This window comes from Dorea sp. (assembly GCF_977044405.1).
In genome coordinates this window covers 1-20,777 of record NZ_CDRRQK010000032.1, presented here as the reverse complement: position 1 = coordinate 20,777, position 20,777 = coordinate 1, and the positions used below count along the sequence as shown (strand labels likewise).

At 43.0% G+C, this 20,777-nt stretch carries 18 protein-coding genes; 14 read left to right on the top strand and 4 right to left on the bottom strand.

Annotated features, from left to right (window positions below):
• Positions 1-2 precede the first annotated feature (2 nt).
• The 4 genes from atpG (at position 3) to ACWJAF_RS12365 (ending at position 4,185) form a co-directional block, all read left to right on the top strand.
• Positions 3-905, top strand: coding sequence for an ATP synthase F1 subunit gamma (atpG, locus tag ACWJAF_RS12380; RefSeq protein WP_448864314.1), 903 nt, complete (start codon positions 3-5; stop codon positions 903-905).
• Positions 906-996: 91 nt separating this feature from the next.
• The gene (atpD, locus tag ACWJAF_RS12375) at positions 997-2,394 is read left to right on the top strand and encodes a F0F1 ATP synthase subunit beta (protein WP_448864312.1); all 1,398 of its coding nucleotides are present in this window, start codon (positions 997-999) and stop codon (positions 2,392-2,394) included.
• Position 2,395: 1 nt separating this feature from the next.
• Entirely contained in the window at positions 2,396-2,812 is a 417-nt protein-coding gene (atpC, locus tag ACWJAF_RS12370) for an ATP synthase F1 subunit epsilon (RefSeq protein WP_006428762.1), read from the top strand.
• A gap of 308 nt (positions 2,813-3,120) precedes the next feature.
• Positions 3,121-4,185 carry an ABC transporter substrate-binding protein gene (locus ACWJAF_RS12365; RefSeq protein WP_448864310.1) on the top strand — a complete coding sequence of 355 codons (1,065 nt, stop codon included), beginning with the start codon at positions 3,121-3,123 and terminating at the stop codon, positions 4,183-4,185.
• 10 nt (positions 4,186-4,195) lie between these two features.
• Here the strand turns inward: ACWJAF_RS12365 and ACWJAF_RS12360 are convergent, their stop codons facing one another.
• Positions 4,196-5,242, bottom strand: a complete 1,047-nt coding sequence (locus ACWJAF_RS12360; RefSeq protein ID WP_296032468.1) for an AraC family transcriptional regulator — start codon at positions 5,240-5,242, stop codon at positions 4,196-4,198.
• A 179-nt stretch (positions 5,243-5,421) separates the two neighbouring features.
• On the opposite strand from ACWJAF_RS12360, the gene araA reads away from it, so the two are divergent.
• The 3 genes from araA to ACWJAF_RS12345 all read left to right on the top strand — a co-directional run bounded on the left by araA (position 5,422) and on the right by ACWJAF_RS12345 (position 9,449).
• A complete protein-coding gene (gene araA, locus ACWJAF_RS12355) occupies positions 5,422-6,921 on the top strand; it encodes an L-arabinose isomerase (RefSeq protein ID WP_296091829.1) in 1,500 nt (499 codons plus the stop codon).
• A gap of 188 nt (positions 6,922-7,109) precedes the next feature.
• Entirely contained in the window at positions 7,110-8,702 is a 1,593-nt protein-coding gene (locus ACWJAF_RS12350; protein ID WP_448864309.1) for a xylulokinase, read from the top strand.
• 45 nt (positions 8,703-8,747) lie between these two features.
• The gene (locus ACWJAF_RS12345) at positions 8,748-9,449 is read left to right on the top strand and encodes an L-ribulose-5-phosphate 4-epimerase (RefSeq protein WP_296032471.1); all 702 of its coding nucleotides are present in this window, start codon (positions 8,748-8,750) and stop codon (positions 9,447-9,449) included.
• A gap of 375 nt (positions 9,450-9,824) precedes the next feature.
• Here the strand turns inward: ACWJAF_RS12345 and ACWJAF_RS12340 are convergent, their stop codons facing one another.
• The 3 genes from ACWJAF_RS12340 to aroF all read right to left on the bottom strand — a co-directional run bounded on the left by ACWJAF_RS12340 (position 9,825) and on the right by aroF (position 12,840).
• Entirely contained in the window at positions 9,825-10,571 is a 747-nt protein-coding gene (locus ACWJAF_RS12340) for an SDR family NAD(P)-dependent oxidoreductase (RefSeq protein WP_006428756.1), read from the bottom strand.
• A gap of 122 nt (positions 10,572-10,693) precedes the next feature.
• A complete protein-coding gene (gene aroB / locus ACWJAF_RS12335) occupies positions 10,694-11,755 on the bottom strand; it encodes a 3-dehydroquinate synthase (RefSeq protein WP_448864307.1) in 1,062 nt (353 codons plus the stop codon).
• Positions 11,756-11,826: 71 nt separating this feature from the next.
• Positions 11,827-12,840: a 3-deoxy-7-phosphoheptulonate synthase gene (gene aroF / locus ACWJAF_RS12330; protein ID WP_296032475.1), complete on the bottom strand. Its 1,014-nt coding sequence runs from the start codon at positions 12,838-12,840 to the stop codon at positions 11,827-11,829.
• A 288-nt stretch (positions 12,841-13,128) separates the two neighbouring features.
• On the opposite strand from aroF, the gene ACWJAF_RS12325 reads away from it, so the two are divergent.
• The 7 genes from ACWJAF_RS12325 (at position 13,129) to ACWJAF_RS12295 (ending at position 20,498) form a co-directional block, all read left to right on the top strand.
• Positions 13,129-13,758, top strand: coding sequence for a 4'-phosphopantetheinyl transferase family protein (locus ACWJAF_RS12325; protein WP_448864305.1), 630 nt, complete (start codon positions 13,129-13,131; stop codon positions 13,756-13,758).
• 77 nt (positions 13,759-13,835) lie between these two features.
• Positions 13,836-15,614, top strand: coding sequence for a glycoside hydrolase family 2 protein (locus ACWJAF_RS12320; protein ID WP_448864303.1), 1,779 nt, complete (start codon positions 13,836-13,838; stop codon positions 15,612-15,614).
• Between the two features lie 212 nt (positions 15,615-15,826).
• A complete protein-coding gene (locus ACWJAF_RS12315) occupies positions 15,827-16,870 on the top strand; it encodes a helix-turn-helix domain-containing protein (RefSeq protein ID WP_448864301.1) in 1,044 nt (347 codons plus the stop codon).
• A 276-nt stretch (positions 16,871-17,146) separates the two neighbouring features.
• Positions 17,147-18,217, top strand: a complete 1,071-nt coding sequence (locus tag ACWJAF_RS12310; protein ID WP_448864299.1) for a hypothetical protein — start codon at positions 17,147-17,149, stop codon at positions 18,215-18,217.
• A 13-nt stretch (positions 18,218-18,230) separates the two neighbouring features.
• Complete coding sequence (tadA, locus tag ACWJAF_RS12305) at positions 18,231-18,770, top strand: tRNA adenosine(34) deaminase TadA (protein WP_448864297.1); 540 nt, start codon at positions 18,231-18,233, stop codon at positions 18,768-18,770.
• A 108-nt stretch (positions 18,771-18,878) separates the two neighbouring features.
• Entirely contained in the window at positions 18,879-19,262 is a 384-nt protein-coding gene (locus tag ACWJAF_RS12300; protein ID WP_448864295.1) for a helix-turn-helix domain-containing protein, read from the top strand.
• A gap of 312 nt (positions 19,263-19,574) precedes the next feature.
• Positions 19,575-20,498 carry an alpha/beta hydrolase fold domain-containing protein gene (locus tag ACWJAF_RS12295; protein WP_448864293.1) on the top strand — a complete coding sequence of 308 codons (924 nt, stop codon included), beginning with the start codon at positions 19,575-19,577 and terminating at the stop codon, positions 20,496-20,498.
• Positions 20,499-20,777: the final 279 nt, after the last annotated feature.

Genomic DNA, 20,777 nt, shown 5'->3' with positions numbered 1-20,777 from the left:
CTATGGCAAATGCAAAAGAGATTAAGGAAAGAATGGCCAGTATCGAAGAGACGAGAAAGATCACCAATGCCATGTATCTGATCTCATCTTCCAAGATGAAACAGGCCAAGAAAAAGCTTGCGGACACAGAACCTTTCTTCTATGCCATGCAGGCAGAAATCGCCAGAATTTTGCGACATGTGCCGGATATGCACAGCCAGTTCTTCGACGGACGTGAAGACATCCCGGCTGAAGAAAGAAAGATTGGCTATATCGTTGTCACCGCTGACAAAGGACTTGCAGGAGCATACAACCATAACGTGATCAAGAAGACAGAAGAACTGTTGCAGAAACCGGGAAAGCACAAATTATTCGTACTTGGAGAAGCCGGAAGACAGTACTTCGCAAAGCGTGAAGGAATTGAGATGGATACCCAGTTCCGTTATACCGTTCAGAACCCGACACTGCACAGATCTAGAACCATTTCGTTAGAGATTGCACAGCAGTTCAGAAGCGGGGAACTGGATGAGATCCACATCATATATACACGTATGGTCAATGCCATGACAGCAGAGACTGAGGAACAGAAGCTTCTTCCTATGAAGAAGACAACCTTCCTTCCGGAAAATATGCCGGCGATTGTCGGTACCGGGTTATATCAGGAAGATATGGTATTCTGGCCATCGACGCACAGCGTAATGGGCAATATCGTTCCAAACTACATCAACGGTATCATCTATGGATGCCTGGTAGAGTCTTACTGCAGTGAGCATAATGCCAGAATGCAGGCGATGCAGAACGCAACAGACAGTGCAACAGATATGCTGAACGAATTAAATATTACTTACAACCGTGTCCGCCAGGCAGACATCACACAGGAACTGACAGAAATCATCGGCGGAGCCAATGCACAGAAACGTAAGTAAGAGATAGCGTTCGCAGATGGCGAGACTGTTATAGAACAGAAGAACTAATAATAACCACGAAATAATAAAAAAGAAAGTGGGCAGCAGTAATATGACAAAAGGAAGAATCGTACAGGTTATGGGACCTGTCGTAGACGTAGAATTTAATAATAGAGAAGAACTTCCATTTATCAAAGATGCCCTGGAAGTAGACAACGGCGGAAAACGCTGTGTCATGGAAGTAGCCCAGCACGTAGGTAACAACATCGCACGTTGTATCATGCTGGCTTCCAGTGAGGGTCTGCAGAAGGGTATGGAAGTTACCGCTACTGGCGCTGGTATCAAAGTACCGGTAGGAGAGAAGACTCTGGGACGTCTGTTCAATGTACTTGGAGAGACGATCGATAACGGAGAACAGATCACAGACAGCGAAAAATGGGTCATCCACAGAAAAGCACCAAGCTTCGAAGAACAGAGCCCGGCTGTCGAAGTATTAGAGACAGGAATCAAGGTCATTGACCTTCTGACACCTTATGCAAAAGGTGGTAAGATCGGTCTGTTCGGTGGTGCCGGTGTAGGTAAGACCGTACTGATCCAGGAGCTTATCCATAACATCGCAACAGAGCATGGTGGATATTCCATCTTCACCGGTGTCGGAGAGCGTTCCCGTGAAGGTAATGACTTATGGACAGAGATGAGAGAATCAGGGGTACTTGATAAGACAGCCCTGGTATTCGGACAGATGAACGAACCACCTGGATCTCGTATGCGTGTCGCTGAGACCGGACTTACAATGGCAGAATATTTCCGTGATGTAGAGCACCAGAACGTGCTTCTCTTCATCGATAATATCTTCCGTTTCGTACAGGCAGGTTCCGAGGTTTCCGCCCTTCTCGGACGTATGCCGTCAGCCGTAGGTTATCAGCCGACACTGGCAAATGAAATGGGTGCCCTTCAGGAACGTATCGCTTCTACAAAGAACGGATCTGTAACATCAGTTCAGGCCGTATACGTACCAGCCGATGACTTAACTGACCCGGCGCCTGCAACAACATTCTCACATCTGGATGCGACAACCGTACTTTCCAGAAAGATCGTTGAGCAGGGTATCTACCCGGCCGTAGATCCACTGGATTCTACATCCCGTATCCTGGAGCCTGCAGTTGTAGGTGAGGAACATTACCAGGTAGCACGTAAGGTACAGGAGATCCTGCAGAAGTATAAAGAGTTACAGGACATCATCGCAATCCTTGGTATGGAAGAATTATCCGAAGAGGATAAAATGACAGTAGCCCGTGCCAGAAAGATCCAGAAATTCCTGTCACAGCCATTCTCAGTTGCCGAGACATTTACCGGAGTTCCTGGAAAATATGTTCCACTTAAGGAAACAGTTCGCGGATTCAAAGCAATCATCGATGGCGAGATGGATGAATATCCGGAAAATGCATTCTTCAATGTAGGTACGATCGAAGACGTGATCGAAAAGGCGAAGGCAGAAGGAGTGGCTTAGTATGAGCACATTTTCATTGAAAATTATATCCACGGATAAGGTCTTCTATGATGGCAAATGTGAATACCTGGTCATCCCGACGATTGACGGGGAGAAAGGTATTCTGGCTCATCATGAGAACATGGTCATCGCAGTGGAGATTGGGGAACTGCGTTTCCGTAAGCCTGACGGCGAGTGGGTAACAGCAGTTGTATCCAAGGGATTTGCAGAAATCGTGAATAACCGTGCATCTGTACTGGTCAATACGGCAGAGCGTCCGGAAGACATCGATGTAAAACGTGCAGAGGAAGCAAAGGAACGTGCCGAAGAACAGCTTCGTCAGAAGCAGAGCATTCAGGAGTATTATCTGTCACAGGCTTCTATGGCCCGTGCCATGACAAGACTGAAGGCGTCCAGAAACAGACGCGGGGATATTTAGAATATCGGAATATATCATTTTTATAAATATCAGAGAAGTTCTTCTATAAATGGTGTTATAATAGCCAGTGGTTATTGACACACTATTGTAGAAGAACTTTTTTATATAAAAGTATGCAATAGAAGCTGCTATCTGCGGGAACTGCCACTGGCAGTTCCCTGCGGATGTTTTGGCAAGTGGAAGGTTCCGTGGATGAATGAATAGTAGAAATGAAAAGATGTATGGGCTTGTATAAAGAATATTACTTATGATAAGCTTGTGCATATAAAATGATAGATAAAAAGTGCAGGACTAGGAGGATGCGAAAGATGAAGAGAAGAATAATCGCTGCATTATTAGCAACCACAATGGCAGTGGCATTGACAGTTGGATGTGATATCAAAGATATAGGTAAAGTCGTTTCTGAAAAGACTGAGAAAAAAGAGGATACCAGTGCAAAGATTACGATTGGATTTTCCCAGGTCGGGGTAGAGTCGGACTGGAGACTTGCAAATACAGATTCCATGAAGACGACATTCAGTGAAGAGAATGGCTATAAGCTGATTGTAAAAAACGCCGGACAGAAGCAGGAGAACCAGGTTGCGGCAATCCGGGAATTTATCGAAGAAAAAGTAGACTATATCGTACTTGCGCCGGTAACGGAAGATGGGTGGGACGTTGTATTAAAGGAAGCAAAAGATGCGGGAATTCCGGTTATCGTGGTGGACCGTATGGTGGATGTATCTGATGACAGCCTGTATACAGCATGGATCGGTTCAGACTTTGAGATGGAGAGCGAGAAAGTATGTGCATGGCTGAAGGCTTATGCAGATGCAAAAGGAATGAAAGAGATTAATATCGCACACATCCAGGGAACGGAAGGAGCGTCTGCACAGATTGGGCGTACCGACGGACTGGAAACCGCAGCAAAAGAGTACGGCTGGAATATCGTAGCAACCCAGACCGGAGAATTCACCAAAAACAAAGGCCGGGATGCCATGGAAGCAATGCTCAAAGCAAAGAGTAATATCAATGTCGTATATTGTGAAAATGACAATGAGGCAGCCGGCGCGATCGAGGCGATTGAAGCAGCAGGCAAGACCGTTGGTCCGGACGGCGATATCCTAGTTCTGTCATTCGATGCAACGAATGATGGTCTTAAGAATGTGCTGTCAGGAAAGATTGCCTGCGATGCAGAGTGTAACCCATTACATGGTCCTCGCGTGGAAGATGTGATAAAAAAGCTGGAGAAGAAAGAAAAGGTCGATCAGATTCTATATGTGGAAGAAGAAATGTTTGCGTATGATGATACGGTGACATCTGTGAAAATCGGTGAACAGGAATATAAGGTAACTCCGGTGACGGAGCGTGTGATTGATGAGCGGGCATATTAATGCGCGCTCATCACCTTGTATGTCGGCGGTAACTTGCCGGTGTCTCATCATATTTTTCCTGAAACAATTTATAAAAATAGCCCTTATTATGATACCCGATCTCATTTGCAATCTCTTCGATGCTTTTATCAGTAGTAGCAAGCAGGTGTTCTGCACGTTCCAGACGAATCTGCTGAACATAGGCAGAATAAGTAAGACCGGTCTTCCTTTTGATCAGGCGGTTAAAGTAATCTTCCTGGTAGTGGAATTCATTGACCAGATCCTGGATGGTCACATCTGTATAATGTAACCGGATATAGTCCGAGATCTCTTCAAAGATCAGCCAGTTCATGGTCTGCTTCTGCTCTTTCGAAAGAGAGAAGTCATACTGCGTACTTAAGATACGGAAGATACGGAATAAAAGTCCCTTCATAATATAACGGGAACCACTGTCCGGTGCGTAAGATTCTTTCAGAAGCAGCAGAAGACTTTCTTCGAGCTGGTCATCCGCTGCGGCATTCGGTTTAAAATGCAAATACTGCTGGACATCTTTTTGCTTTAACAGTGCGGACTGGAGAAAGGAAAGAATCTTCTGTGGTGTATTACTTTCATTCATAATCTCCGTGAACATGTCATTTGCAATTCCAAGAAACAGGATGATCGCTGACTGATTTTCCAGGCAGTCCTGATGCAGACAGTTCTTATCGATCAGACACAGATCCCCTTTGTGAAATACAATATCTTTATTCAGAATTCTCTGATGAAATTCCCCTTCGACCACATATGAAAGTTCCAGATAGTCATGTGTATGAAGCTGGGTGCATTCACCGATGGAAAAATAATAGTGGTAACAGAAGTTTTCCGGAGAAGGCATCATAGTAGCCCTGAGACTTCCCGGTGCATCGAAGTTCCAGCACAGTAAGAAACTCCTGTCCTGTCCAATCAGTGGATAAGTCTTTACTTCCTGTACAGATTTTGAATATTCGGGACAGACAAGTCTTGCCCCCAACTTATGGTTTGCAGGAAGAAGCCGCATATCAGGTCCTGTGATCTGACGGCAGAAATCAGATAATGTCATGCCAAATACCTCCTTTGTTGTATGTGTATTATATCACACTATCGGTCGGAATAGGTAACTTATTTCCAGAAAGTGCAGAGTTAAGAAATTGAGAATTCAGAAACATTTTTTTATAATAAAGCCATGATGAAAACGAACTATAAATTCACTAATAATTTATAAAAAAAGGAGAATGAAAAATGTTAAAAACAAAAAAGTATCAGTTCTGGTTTTGCACAGGATCACAGGATCTTTATGGAGATGAGTGTCTCGCACACGTAGCAGAGCATTCTAAAATTATCGTAGATGCCCTGAACAAATCAGGAAACCTTCCATATGAAGTAGTATGGAAACCAACCATGATCACAAACGAAGTTATCAGAAAGACATTCAACGAAGCGAACATGGATGAGAACTGTGCCGGTGTTATCACATGGATGCACACATTCTCACCCGCAAAATCATGGATCTTAGGATTACAGGAATACAGAAAACCATTACTTCACTTACATACACAGTTCAACCGTGAGATTCCATACGACACAATCGATATGGACTTCATGAATGAGAACCAGGCAGCACATGGTGACAGAGAGTACGGACACATTTTCACACGTCTGAATAAAGTTCGTAAGATTGTTTCAGGATACTGGGAAGATGAAGATGTACAGAAAGAAATCGGATCATGGATGCGTACAGCAGTTGGTGTGATTGAAAGCAGCCACATCCGTGTAATGCGTATCGCAGACAACATGAGAAACGTTGCCGTAACAGAAGGTGACAAAGTAGAAGCTCAGATCAAATTCGGATGGGAAGTAGATGCTTATCCTGTAAATGAGATCGTTGAAGCTGTAAATGCAGTATCACAGGCAGACATCAATACATTAGTAGAAGAATACTATGATAAATATGACATCCTTCTTGAGGGAAGAGATGAAAAAGAATTCCGTGAGCATGTAGCAGTACAGGCTGGAATCGAGATTGGATTCGAGCGTTTCATGGAAGAGAAGAACTATCAGGCAATCGTAACACACTTCGGAGACCTCGGCGGACTGAAACAGCTCCCAGGACTTGCAATCCAGAGACTGATGGAAAAAGGTTATGGATTCGGTGGAGAAGGTGACTGGAAGACAGCAGCTATGGTTCGTCTTATGAAGATCATGACAGCTGGAATGAAAGATGCTAAGGGAACATCATTCATGGAAGACTACACATACAACCTGATCCCAGGAAAAGAAGGTGTACTGGAGGCTCACATGCTGGAAGTTTGCCCATCTATCGCAGATGGAAAGATCAGCATCAAAGAGCAGCCACTTAGCATGGGTGACAGAGAAGATCCTGCAAGACTTGTATTCACATCTAAGACAGGTCCTGCTATCGCAACATCTCTGATCGACCTTGGCGACAGATTCCGTCTGATCATCAATGATGTAGACTGCAAGAAGACAGAAAAACCAATGCCAAAACTTCCAGTAGCAACAGCATTCTGGACACCACAGCCGAACTTAAAGGTTGGAACAGAAGCATGGATTCTGGCAGGTGGAGCTCACCATACAGCATTCTCTTATGACTTAACAGCACAGCAGATGGGTGACTGGGCAGAAAGCATGGGAATCGAAGCGATCTACATCGACAAAGATACAAATATCAGACAGCTTAAGAACGAACTTCTGTGGAACAGCGTTGCATACCGCAAATAGTCAGAATTACGCATATATCTTGAGGAAAATGTAATAACATATCCCGCAGATGAATGATTGTAAAATGATATAAAAATATAAGCAGAAAAAACATATTTGCAGGGGATATCAAAATGGATATTTCCCTGCAAAAATAGTATAATGGATATAAATAGAAACTGGAAAATAGATAATAGGAGGAAGCGTACATGAGCAACGTAAAAGAAATCATTGAAAGCGGAAAAGCTTTTCTTGGTATCGAATTTGGTTCTACAAGAATTAAGGCAGTACTGATCGATGAGGATCATAACCCGATCGCATCTGGAAGCCACACATGGGAGAACCGTTATGAGAACGGTCTGTGGACATACTCTCTGGATGATATCTGGACCGGTCTTCAGGACAGCTACCGTGATCTGACAGAAAATGTACAGAAAGAATACGGAGCAACAATCAAAAAATTAGGAGCAATCGGATTCAGCGCCATGATGCATGGATATATGGCATTTGACAAGGACGGAAAGCTTCTGGCACCATTCCAGACATGGAGAAACAGCAATACAGGAAAGGCAGCAGAAGTACTGGTAGATCTGTTCCAGTATAACATTCCGCTCAGATGGAGCATTGCGCACCTGTATCAGTGCATCCTTGATAAAGAAGAGCACGTAAAAGATATCGCATTCATGACAACGCTGGCAGGATACATCCACTGGCAGATGACAGGAGAGAAGGTTCTCGGAGTTGGCGACGCATCCGGAATGTTCCCAATCGATATGAATACAAAAGATTACGATGAGGAAATGATCCAGAAGTTCGATAAACTTGTGGAAGATGAACATTTCGCATGGAAGGTAAAAGACATTATGCCAAAGGTACTCGTTGCAGGAGAGGCAGCAGGTACACTGACAGAAGAAGGAGCAAAACTTCTGGATCCTACAGGTAATCTGGAAGCAGGAATCCCGCTCTGCCCGCCAGAAGGTGATGCAGGAACAGGTATGGTAGCTACGAACAGCGTGGCACAGCGTACAAGTAACATTTCTGCTGGTACATCATTCTTCTCAATGGTTGTACTGGAGAAACCACTGAAAGATCTGCACACAGAGATCGATATGGTAACAACACCAGACGGAAGCCTGGTAGCCATGGTACATTCCAACAACGGAACAACGGACCTGAATGCATGGGTGAATCTGTTCAAAGAATTTGCAGATGCTATCGGAGCAGACGTAGATATGAACCAGATGTATGGAACACTTTACAATAAAGCACTCGAAGGAGATGTTGACTGCGGCGGAATCCTTTCATACGGCAACTACGCAGGAGAGCCGATCACAGATGTAGAAAAAGGACGCCCGATGGTAGTAAGAACACCGGAGACAAAGTTTAACCTTGCAAACTTCATGAGATCACACCTGTATACAGCACTTGGTGTCATCAAAGTCGGAATGGATATCCTGACAAAAGATGAAGGCGTAGAGATCGATACCGTTCTTGGACACGGTGGACTCTTTAAGACAAAAGGTGTCGGACAGAAGATCCTTGCAGATGCTATCGATACACCGGTTGTAGTTATGGAGACAGCAGGAGAAGGTGGACCATGGGGAATGGCTATCCTGGCTGAATACATGGTAAAACGTGCAGAAGGTGAGAAGCTTGAAGACTATCTGAAGAACAAAGTATTCGGAAGCGATGCCGGAAGCAGAATCGATCCAGATCCGGAAGGCGTAAAAGGATACGAAGCATTCATGGAAAGATACAAGAAAGGTCTGGACGTAGAGCGTAGAGCATGCGCAGATCTGTAAGCTATAAAATTAATCAGAGTAATAAAAATTAGGAGCTGAAAAATTATGCTGGAAGAATTAAAAAAAGAAGTATATGAAGCAAATATGCTTCTTCCAAAATATAAAATGGTAACATTCACATGGGGAAATGTAAGCGGGATCGACCGTGAAAAAGGTCTTTTCGTAATCAAACCAAGTGGAGTAGATTATGACAAATTAACACCGGAAGACATGGTAGTGGTAGACCTTCAGGGTAACAAAGTAGAAGGTGACTTAAATCCATCTTCTGACACAGCAACACACGTAGAACTGTATAACCGCTTCCCTGAGATTGGTGGAGTTGTACATACACATTCACCATGGGCAACAAGCTGGGCACAGGCAGGAAGAGGAATCCCTTGCTACGGAACTACACATGCAGATTACCTGTACGGAGAAGTTCCATGTGTAAGAAATCTTACAAAAGAAGAGATTGATGAAGCATATGAGAAGAATACAGGTGTACTGATCGCAGACAGATTCGACGAAGACGATCTGGACTACATCGCAACACCGGCAGTACTGTGTAAGAACCACGGACCATTCACATGGGGAAAAGATGCACACGAAGCAGTTCATAATGCAGTTGTATTGGAAGAAGTAGCCAAGATGGCAGCAAGATGCGAGATGATCAATCCGGACGTAAAACCGGCACCACAGGAGTTACAGGATAAGCATTACTTCAGAAAACATGGAGCAAATGCATATTATGGACAGCCTGGAAAATAAAAATTTTAAGGGCGTAACCGGGGTAAGTACCCGCGGTTGCGCCCTTCTTTCATAAATCTTTCGCCTTTATTAACAATTCGTTCGTAATTTCATCACGATTTCATCACAATTAACCTCTATACTATGAATTGTTCGAAAGAACACACTTTAAATCTTTTTCATAACTTTTTCCTCAGGACTGCACTCCTCCCAAACAATGCAGTCCTATTTTAATGCCCAGGTATGCAAGAGAAGCTGCCAGCGTCAGATTTTCTGTATCAAAGTATCTATAGAAAACTAGCTGCTACCAGCTTTTTTGAATGCATGGCGATATAAAAAACTCCGAATCACCATTCATGAACGGTGATCCGGAGTTTTTTTGGTAGTCATATGATTTTATACTGTTGTGAAGAGGTCAATAGACTGTCCTGTCATAACTGCCGGTGAATCTGCAAGCAGGTAGATGATTGCTTTTGCAACATCTTTAGAGCTTCCCATTGGGCAGCCGTCCTGTCCTACGGAGTGGTTGTATACTCTCTGTCCCGGTGTGTCTACGATTCCAGGAGATACGGCATTACATTTGATTCCGTATTCTTTGGTCTGGATGGCAGTTGTCTTGGTCATTGTTACGATACCGCCTTTCGCTACAGCGTATGCACCCATCTGGGAAGCGATACGTCCCATTCTGGAAGATACGTTTACGATATCTCCTTTGCCCTGTTTTATCATTACAGGTACAACGTTCTTAGTTACAAGGAATGGGATTCTTAAGTTTGTCTTGATGATCTGATCCCACTGTTCTTCTGACCACTCCCAGATCTTGATTGCCTGGTGTTCGATGTTTTTGTAGATTTCTTTTGGGTATCCGCCGGCGTTGTTAACGAGGATATCGATTCTTCCGTATTTGTCTACAACGGTTTTAACCATATCTGCAACCTGTTCTCCATCTGTTAAGTCTCTGGAAAGTGAGATTGCTGTTCCGCCTGCGTCTTCAATCATTTTTACTGTTTCATCAAGATCAGACTGTGTTCTTGCTACTGTTACGACGGTAGCACCTTCTGCTGCGATAGCAAGTGCTGCGTCACGTCCGATTCCTTTTCCTGATCCTGTTACAATTGCGATTTTTCCTTCTAATTTACCCATGATATATATCCTCCAAATTTACATTTATTATTTTTTAGTGCGGGACGCGGCATATAGAGCCGTCCGCTTTTCATACCAAAGTATGCAAGAGACGCTGCCAGTGGCAGGTTCTCTGTATATATTTATACAAGTCTTGCATTGTCTGCAAAGAACGAAATGTCTGTAGATTCGATATAACTGTCTCCAATCTCGTGGAGCAGTATGACGTTCAAATTGCCGTTCAGATTCTTCTTATCTAATGCGATGGCTTCGGTTAAGGTTCCAAGTTCCAGACCACATTCATAAGGAAGTCCGTAAGTCTTTAAGACATTCAGGATTCTTTCTGAAGTGCCTTCTGGTGTAAGTCCTTTTTCCTCAGCGATCTTACTGATCTGATACATGCCGATCGCAACGGCTTCTCCATGGCTTTCCCGCTGATAATGGAAATGCTGCTCTATGGTGTGAGCCAGTGTATGTCCAAAGTTCAGTAACATACGCTCACCGGTGTCAAACTGATCGTTTTCTACAACCATTCGTTTGATATCTACACAACGAGTGATGATGGCAGGAAGTTCTTCTGTTAAATCTTCAAAAGAACTGTGTGACTCCAAGGTCTTGAACAAGTCAGCATCTTTGATGCAGCCGTACTTGATGACCTCTCCCATACCATCGTTGATAAATCGTTCCTTCAGCGTGTTTAAGACATGCGGATCGATCAATACCAGCGAAGGCTGATAGAATGCACCTACCAGATTCTTTCCTTCCGGAAGATCTACAGCAACTTTTCCACCGACAGAAGAGTCTACCTGAGCTAAGAGGGAAGTCGGTATCTGTACGAGCTTTACGCCTCTTAGATAACTGGCTGCCGCGAATCCGGCGAGATCTCCGATCACACCGCCGCCAAGAGCGATCACCAGATCACTTCTTGAAATCTTAGCTTCCAGCATAGCCTTATAAACGGTTGGAAGTGTCTGAAAATCTTTGGTTGCTTCTCCGTGAGGAAGTACCAGATGGTGGCACTCGTAAGTGGAACTTAAGGTTCCGATCAGCTTGTCACCATATAGTGGAAATACATTATCATCCGATACGATCATGATACGTTTCCCGTGGTAAATCTCGCGGATATAATCTCCAGCCTGGGACAATATGTTGTTTTTAATATAAATAGGATAACTGTCTTTTCCCAGCTTAACTGTAAGTTTCATAATATAGCTCCTGTAAGGTTACGGATTGTCTGGTCTGTCCTGCATCTATAGCAGATGACAGATTGGAACGTCTAGATTGTCTTTCCGACAACGCCTGCAATCTGTGCAACCTGTTTGATTAATTGGTCGTATTTCTTAGGTTTTAATGACTGGGCCCCGTCACAGAGAGCGGATTCCGGATCATTGTGTACTTCGATCATCAGTCCATCGGCGCCTGCAGCAACTGCAGCCATTGCCATGGAATCTACTAACCACCATTTTCCACCGGCGTGACTTGGGTCAACGATGATTGGAAGATGTGTCAGTTTACGGAGTACCGGGATACTCTGAAGATCCAGAGTATTTCTTGTATAGCTTTCGAATGTACGGATACCACGTTCACAGAGGATGACATTTTCATTACCAGATGCCATGATGTATTCTGCTGACATGATCCATTCTTCGTATGTTGCATTTAAGCCTCTCTTTAAGAGGATCGGACGGTCGAGCTGTCCTAATTCTTTTAACAGATCGAAGTTCTGCATGTTACGTGCACCAATCTGGATAAGGTCTACTTTTTCATTGAAGACATCCAGATATTTATCTGACATAAGTTCCGTTACGATTGGAAGACCGGTTGCTTCTTTGACTGCTGTTAAGATATCAAGACCTTCAAGACCAAGTCCCTGGAATGAATATGGGCTTGTTCTTGGTTTGAAAGCACCACCACGGAGTAAGTTAGCTCCGGAAGCTTTGGCTGCCTGTGCGATCTCAAGAACCTGTTCGTAAGATTCTACGGAACAAGGTCCGGCAATCATTGCCAGGTGATCTCCGCCGACTTTTACACCCGATACATCCACGATGGAATCTTCCGGGTGGAATGCACGGTTGGCGAGTTTGTAAGGTTCCTGTACATGCATAACCTTGTCGACTGCTGAGTCAATCTCGAATAATTTGGAATCTATCTTAGCTGTGTCTCCGATACAGCCGATAATTGTCATCTCTTCACCTTCCACTACATGAGTGTTCAGGCCTCTTTTTTTGACCATGCCCTCTACACGAGAAACATCATCTTTTGTTGTACGTGGTTTTAATACGATAATCATAATTTATATCCTCCATTGTGTCCTCAAGATGTATGAATGATTATGCCTGTGTGATATTTCATTTCCCGTGTGATTGTGTTGCCCGACCTGATCCAATGTAGTCGTACTGTAAAATAGTCGCACTGTAAAATATTCGCACTGCAAAACTTTAATTACTTAAAGTGTGAAACTAATGATATATTAACGCAACTGTATTAGCTTGTCAACACTTTTATTCGAGAAAATGTTTCATTTTTAAAAAAGTGTGTTAGACTTAAGTTGCATAGTGGTTAAAGAGGTGTATCCGATATGGTAAGAGTATGGATTGCTGATATTACAGCATTACTAATAGAAGAAACGTATCAGGCATATTATAATAAAGTGCCTGTATGGAGAAAGGAAAAGGCAGACAAATATGTAAATAAGGATGACCGTGCGAGAAGCATCGGGGCATGGACGCTGTGGCAGATGATGCAAAGAGAGCTGAATGTGCCGGAAGAGGCGGTGTTCAATCTGTCCCATTCGGGACGTTATGTATTATGTGCGTGCAGTGACAGGACAGATGCAAAAGTTGGATGTGACGTAGAGATGAAGGGAAAGCTTCTGATGCCGGTAGCGGAGCGGTATTTTGGTAAGCAGGAATGCGAACAGATCCGTTCCGGTAAGGATGAGAAGGACAGGACAGACTGGTTTTACAGATTCTGGGTGTTAAAAGAAAGTTTCATGAAAGCGACCAGAAGAGGAATGGGACTTGATATGAAAACTTATACATTTGCCTGGGATCAGGATGGCGTGCCGTATATGAGCACACAACCGGAGAAGTATCGCGATCACTATCTATGCAGAGAGTATATACCTGAGCAGGGGGACGCAAGAATCGCCGTGATCACAACCGATCCGGAGATCGAGGGGAGCTTACACGAAGTCAGATTGATATAATGCACTTAAGGAGTATCTGCACACGGATTTGTGTGGAGAGATTTCCGGGGGCGCATGACAAAAGGGGTGTACAGATTATGAAGCAGTTAAAGACGAGATGGGCAGACCATGTGGATGTTAACAATGTGTTAGGGGAGTATCCAAGACCTTTAATGCGTCGGAAAAGCTATGTGAATTTGAATGGAACATGGAAATATGCAATCCGGGATACGAAAGGGTTCCCGAAGAAGATGGATGGAAAGATCCTGGTTCCGTTTTCACCGGAGGCGGCGTTATCTGGTGTGAACAGGCAGTTACAACCGCAGGAATATCTCTGGTATAAGAGAAGACTTCCGCAAGAAGTCAGACCTGAAGAGGGAAAAAGATGGCTTCTGCACTTTGGAGCAGTGGATCAATATGCAGCCGTCTATATCAATGGAAAGAAAGCCGGAAGTCATCTGGGTGGATATCTTCCATTTTCAATAGATGTAACAGAGTATTTAAGAGAAGAAAATAATTATGTAACCGTCAAGGTAAGAGATTTTACAGATACTTCTTATCACAGCAGAGGCAAACAGAAGCTGAAAAGAGGCGGGATGTTCTATACGGCACAAAGCGGTATCTGGCAGACCGTCTGGATGGAGCAGGTGCCGGAAAACTACATTGCAAATGTGAAGATTACGCCATTATATGATCATGCTGCGGTGATGATACAGGTGGATGAGGCGTGTCCGGTAAAAACGGTAGAACAAGAACAGGAAAAAGCTATAGAATACGAAGTTGAGATCACCGCCAGAAAGATGTGGCCGGTAAGGGCAAAAGGCAGGATAGGTACACCGCTGGTTGTGAAACTTCCGTATATGAGAAGCTGGAGCCCGGAAGATCCATTTTTATATGATGTCAGTATCACGATGGGAGCTGATAAGGTAGACAGCTATTTTGCCATGCGCAAGATAGAGGTGAAGAATGACGATAAAGGAATTCCAAGAATGTATCTGAATAATGAGCCATATTTCCAAAAAGGTGTATTGGATCAGGGATACTGGCCGGATGGACTTTATACGGCACCGACAGATGAGGCGATGATTTATGATATCCAGAAGATGAAGGATCTGGGATTCAATATGATCCGTAAGCATATCAAGATCGAGCCGCAGAGATGGTATTATCATTGTGACCGTATCGGCATGCTGGTATGGCAGGATATGGTGAACGGCGGCCGTGAATATAAGAGCTGGTATGTGACGTATCTTGCTACGGCTATGCAGCTTTTTCATATTAAGACAAAAGACAACAAACTGCGTCTGATGGGGCGCCAGGATCCGAAGGGCCGGAAGCAGTTTGAAGATGAGATGCAGAAAACGGTGAAGCTGTTATACAATCATCCGTCTATCATCGTATGGGTGGTATTCAACGAAGGATGGGGCCAGTTTGAGACAGAGAGGATCACTGAACTGGTGAAAAAGGCAGATCCGGACAGACTGATCGATGCGGCCAGCGGATGGTTTGACCAAGGCGGCGGTGATATCAGAAGCATACATGAATACTTTTTCCCGCTTCATGTAAAGGCAGAGCAGAGGGTGACTGCACTTACAGAGTTCGGGGGATATTCACTGAATCTTCCGGGGCATAGTATGTATGAAGAGAAAATCTATGGCTATAAGACATTTAAGAAACGAAAGGCAATTACCAGGGGATACGAAAAGCTGATCCGTAAACTGGTAATACCGAATATTAAGAGGGGCTTAAGCGCAACGATCTATACGCAGTTATCGGACATTGAAGAAGAGGTCAATGGAATCCTTACGTATGACCGGAAAAAGACAAAGATCAATGAGAAAACCCTGAAAAAAATGAATGAAATGCTGCATTTTTAGGATGTGAAAATGTATGCGAAGATCTGCAAGATACAGATAATAATAAAAGAAATCAGAAAAAAGCAGAAGTTGACGGGTTTTTAGTGATTTGCTAGAATATAAAAGGAAAAAGAATGATTTATCAAGATATAAAATCGTTTACAAATGATAGATGACGTAGCAGAACGTCAGGGGAGAGTACAAATAAGAAGAAAGTAATAAGGAGGAAGCGGATGTTGGATTTAACATTTGGAGAACAGGTGAAGATTATCCTGAGCCGTAAAGGGATGACGATAAAAGAACTTGCTGAAAAGATAGAAAAAGAGACAGGAAAAAAGATGTCACGCCAGAACCTTACACAGCGGCTGGGGAGAGATAATTTTCAGGAACAGGATATGCGTATGATCGCGCAGATACTGGGCTGTCCATTTTATCTGGATATTCTGGAAGAACATGAAGGACATGATGAAACCAGGGAAGAGGATCTGAAGATTGAAAATCTGAGACATAAAAAAGAGGCAGGACAGGAATCAGGTGACGATGTAACTGAAGAAATGACGGATTTTTTGCAGACGGGTAAGGTTCAGGAAGAGAAGGAACGCCTTAGAACCGAACTTGATGAAAAAGCAGATTCAGACTTTGTCCAGGAGACATTGTTCGATTATGTATGGAATAAAGAGGCTGGAAATACACAGACAGAAGGAACCACAAAAGCAGGAGATTCCGCATCGGAAAGTACGGTATCAGAAAATGAAACGGCACAGGAAGAAGAGCCGGGTTCTGAGAAACCGCTACAGGAAGAAAAGAAGAAAGCACACGGCTGGAGAGCATTTTTTGAAAAATACATCAAGCACGAAGCACCAGAGATGGAAGATGCATATGAAGCAGAAAAAGAAGCCAGTGAAGCTGATGTACCGGGAAATGCCGGAACAGATATGGCATTTGCTGAAAAGAAAGAGACAGAAGAAGCCGCTGCAACGGACGGACATGAGAAAAATGTGCCGGACGGTACGGCAGCAGATCCAGACGATCCGGATGATGGGATGTTTCTGGCCGGCGAAGAGGATCTCTCAGTTGGAGAACTGAATCCATATACCGGACATGAGTACGAGTCGAACAGTGTCAGAATGAATAAGAAGAGAATCGGCTATGTGCAGGTATATGACAGAGGAAAACACCAGTGGATGGACATGACAGAGTGGGCATTTCTTGGATATCAGGAGCGTAAAAAAGCACTGTTAGGGAAGGATTATATACCGCCGATCTATCTGGATTAGAGCGTAGCTGAAAAAAAACAGGATAAAGATGCTGTTGCAAAATAAAAATTTTGTAGCAGCATTGTTTTTATCATTATATGTCCGGAGGAAGCCGCCGCCTACGGGAACTGTCACTGTCAGTTTTCTACGGATGCTTTGGCGGGTTGCAGGTTATCTGTATCACTCTGGAAAGAAGCAAGTGTAAAAGAAAAGTGATAGGATTGTGGAATAATGGATGATACGGAAGAATAAATTGTGATAACAGACTGAAAAGATATGATATGAGTGAGGGATGTTATGAAACGATTTATCCGTTATCTATATGAATATGAAGAAGGAAGACGGCTTAGAAATGTAGGATTCGTAAGAGTGGACCAGGAGGAAACTGTGACTACGGTGCAGGTACATGGAAAAGGACTGCACACCGGAATGAACGGGCAGAGACTTAAGGTGTATCTGTTCTTTCTGCGTGAAAAAGAATGTATGGGAATCTATGCTGGTCAGACGGAAGAAGCCGGCACGGCACTGAATTACGAACTTTGTTATACGCCGGAAAAGACCATAACAGCTGAAAATTATGAGCGCATCGCGGGGATCATTTTAAAAGATGAGGATGGTCACTGGTATGCAGCCCTGTGGGATGAGGATATGACCGATGTCTGTAAGATGAAGGTGTGGGAGAAGGAAGAAGGAACAGCTCACTGTGAAAAAAATGAAGATGAAGAACAAAAGGTGATTCCACAAAAGACAGGGGAAAATATCTTGGATAAAAATATCTTGGATAAAAATATCTCGGATAAAAATATCTCGGATAAAGACATCTTAGATAAAGATGTGAAGAATAATGTCTTTGAACTAAGCGGACAAAGTGATTATGGAAAAGAAGATGGAAAAGAGAAGAATATTCAATCAGAAGATCTGGAAAGAAATATTCACCCAGAAATGAAAAGGAAGAATGACGCAGAAAAGAGAACTATCCAAAAAGAAGATAAGGAAGAGAAAGATAGAATAGAAAAGAATAATGACATGGAGAAAAGAAAACATTTCCACGTACGAAAAATCCAACGAAAAGACCTCGTCATGCTCCCAAGATGTGAGTGGCGCCTTGCAAATAATAGTTTTCTGGTCCATGGATACTACAATTATCACCATCTGATATTGACTGTTGCGGATGACAGGTTAAAATTAGGAGTACCGGGAGTGTATTATCCGCAGGAGGCAAAGGCAGCAGAGAGCTTTGGATTCCCGGAATTCTTAAGCCTTACGGAACTGGGGATAGAACTTACAGAAGAAGAAAAGAATGATCAGGAGAACTTCGGATACTGGTGCAGAAATGTGCGTGGATCCGTAGATATTATGAATATATAAGTGGGGAATAACAATGCAGAGCACAGATGAAAAATATATGAAGCAGGCGATTAAGCAGGCACAGAAAGCATATGCGATCGGAGAGGTCCCGATAGGCTGTGTGATCGTATATCAGGATAAAGTGATCGGAAGAGGGTATAACCGCAGAACTATTGATAACAATACTCTGGCACATGCAGAGCTGATCGCGATAAAAAAAGCAAGTAAGAAGCTGAATGACTGGAGACTGGAGGATTGCACCCTGTATGTAACACTGGAACCGTGTCAGATGTGTGCAGGCGCAATCGTTCAATCCAGAATGACACGTGTAGTAGTAGGATGCATGAATCCCAAAGCAGGCTGTGCCGGGTCTATCCTGAATCTTCTGGATATGGCGGAATTCAATCATCAGGTAGAGCTGACGACAGGTGTGATGGGAGAAGAATGCAGTCAGATGATGAAGACATTTTTCAAAGAACTAAGACTGGCAAGGAAGAAAAAGAAGCTTCTGAAAATTGAAGAAGAAGAGAAAGAAAATAAAGAAGATATTGCAAATAAAGAGGCAGATAAGTAAGAGAATATATAAGAAGCTGTAAGAGGGGCAGACTCTGGAGTGTATCTGAAAAATCATTCCTGAGAAACGTAAAAAGAATTACAAAAAAAGACAGGTGAAGATTAAGCAATGAATGAAAGAACAGTAGGAATGCTTGCCAGATTCACAGGCGTTTCGGTACATACAATCAAGTACTATGAAAAGATAGGACTGCTCAGTTCTAACAGAAAAGAACATTCGAATTACCGTTCGTATGATATCCGGACATGCACAGACATTTACGAATGCATGAAATATAAGAATCTTGGTTTCTCACTGAAGGATGTCGGAACGCTGACAAAAGATGCAGATGAGATCAAGATGAGACAGATGCTGGAAAAAAGACTTCAGGAAGTGGATGCCTCGATAGAAAAACTTCGAAGCATCAAAAAACGGGTAGAAAATTATCTGGAAGAGACCGATGAGATTGAGAAGAAACATCTGAAAATCTATATCCCACTTGAAAATTCATAATATGATGTGAGAGTTAAAAGTATAAAAATGGTAAATCTGCTGAACACTTAGAATCTGTTGGCAGCAGATGGACAAGAATAGATAAATAGCGGAATGTGCAAACCTGAGAGTATGTCTCAGGTTTTCGCACTTTAGCGAACGAAAATGTCAAAAAATCTATTTTTACTAAAATAAATTAATAGAAAATACTAATAATATTTTCTAAAAACAGACAAAATCCATAGAATGTATTGATACAAATGCACTTGACCTGTCACCAACACTTAGTTATAAAATTAACAATATACAAAACAGGTCAGGAGGAAATACAAAATGACAGGTGAAGAAATCAAAAATATGAACTTTGAAGATTTCCGTGCACAGGTTGAGAGTATGGAAGAAGTTGGAAAAATTACAGCAGACGGAACGGAAATGTATGGTCTTTATAAACATGATGTAGTTTATGTAAACAGAGACGGAATCGAGCGTACACTTCAGATGATGGTACCGGAATCTGCCGATAAAACAGAAAAAACTTATCCGGCAATTCTCTATGTACAGGGCTCTGCATGGATGAAACAGGACAATTACAAACGTCTCGGGGCAATGGCGGATCTCGCAAGACGAGGATTTGTAACTGCGATCCTTCAATATAGAGAAAGCGACCTGGCAGTCTTCCCGGCACAGGTAGAAGATGCCAAGACGGGTATCCGTTTCCTTAGAAAGAATGTAGAAGAATACCGCATTGACCCGGATCAGATTTTTATTCTGGGAGATTCAAGCGGTGGAAATACAGCATTCCTGGCAGGCGTTACCGCAGATCAGGATCTGATGGATACAGATGTATATGGAGAATATTCAAGCAAAGTCAATGCAATCGTAGATTTTTACGGAGTATCATGCGTACAGATTAAAGAAGACTTCCCGACTACACTGAATCAGGGAGAGCCTGACAGCCCGGAAGGTAAGCTGATCGGCGGAAAGAACGTATACGAATATCCGGAACTTTCAGGCGCAGTTACCTGTATGAATTACGTAAAGAAAGATACGGAGATGCCACCAGTACTGATGATGCACGGACTTGCTGATGACCTGGTAGCACCGGAGCAGAGTATCCGTCTCTATAAGAAATTAAGAGAAGAAGAAAAAGAAGTAGAATTCTATCTGATCGAGAATGCAAAACACGGCGATCCGGCATTCTGGACAGAGAAAAATATGGACATCGTAGAGAAATTTTTAAAAGCACATATAAACTAGGGAGGTGCCATCTATGAACGTTACAGTAATGGCGATTATTCTGGTATTGATCGTAGTGGCAACCGTTGTCACAAAGAAAGTACCATTTAACAAAAGTTAGCAAGAATTCTCCTTCCTCTACAGGTGGGAGATGAATTGCAGAAAAAGAATACAGAACGCTTGTTCTATATTGTGAAGTATGGTATACTATAATCAGTCGAAAGAATAGAAAGGACTGATTATATGGATAAAATGGATCATAATGCACATTCAGTATATTTGATGTATTATCATCTGATC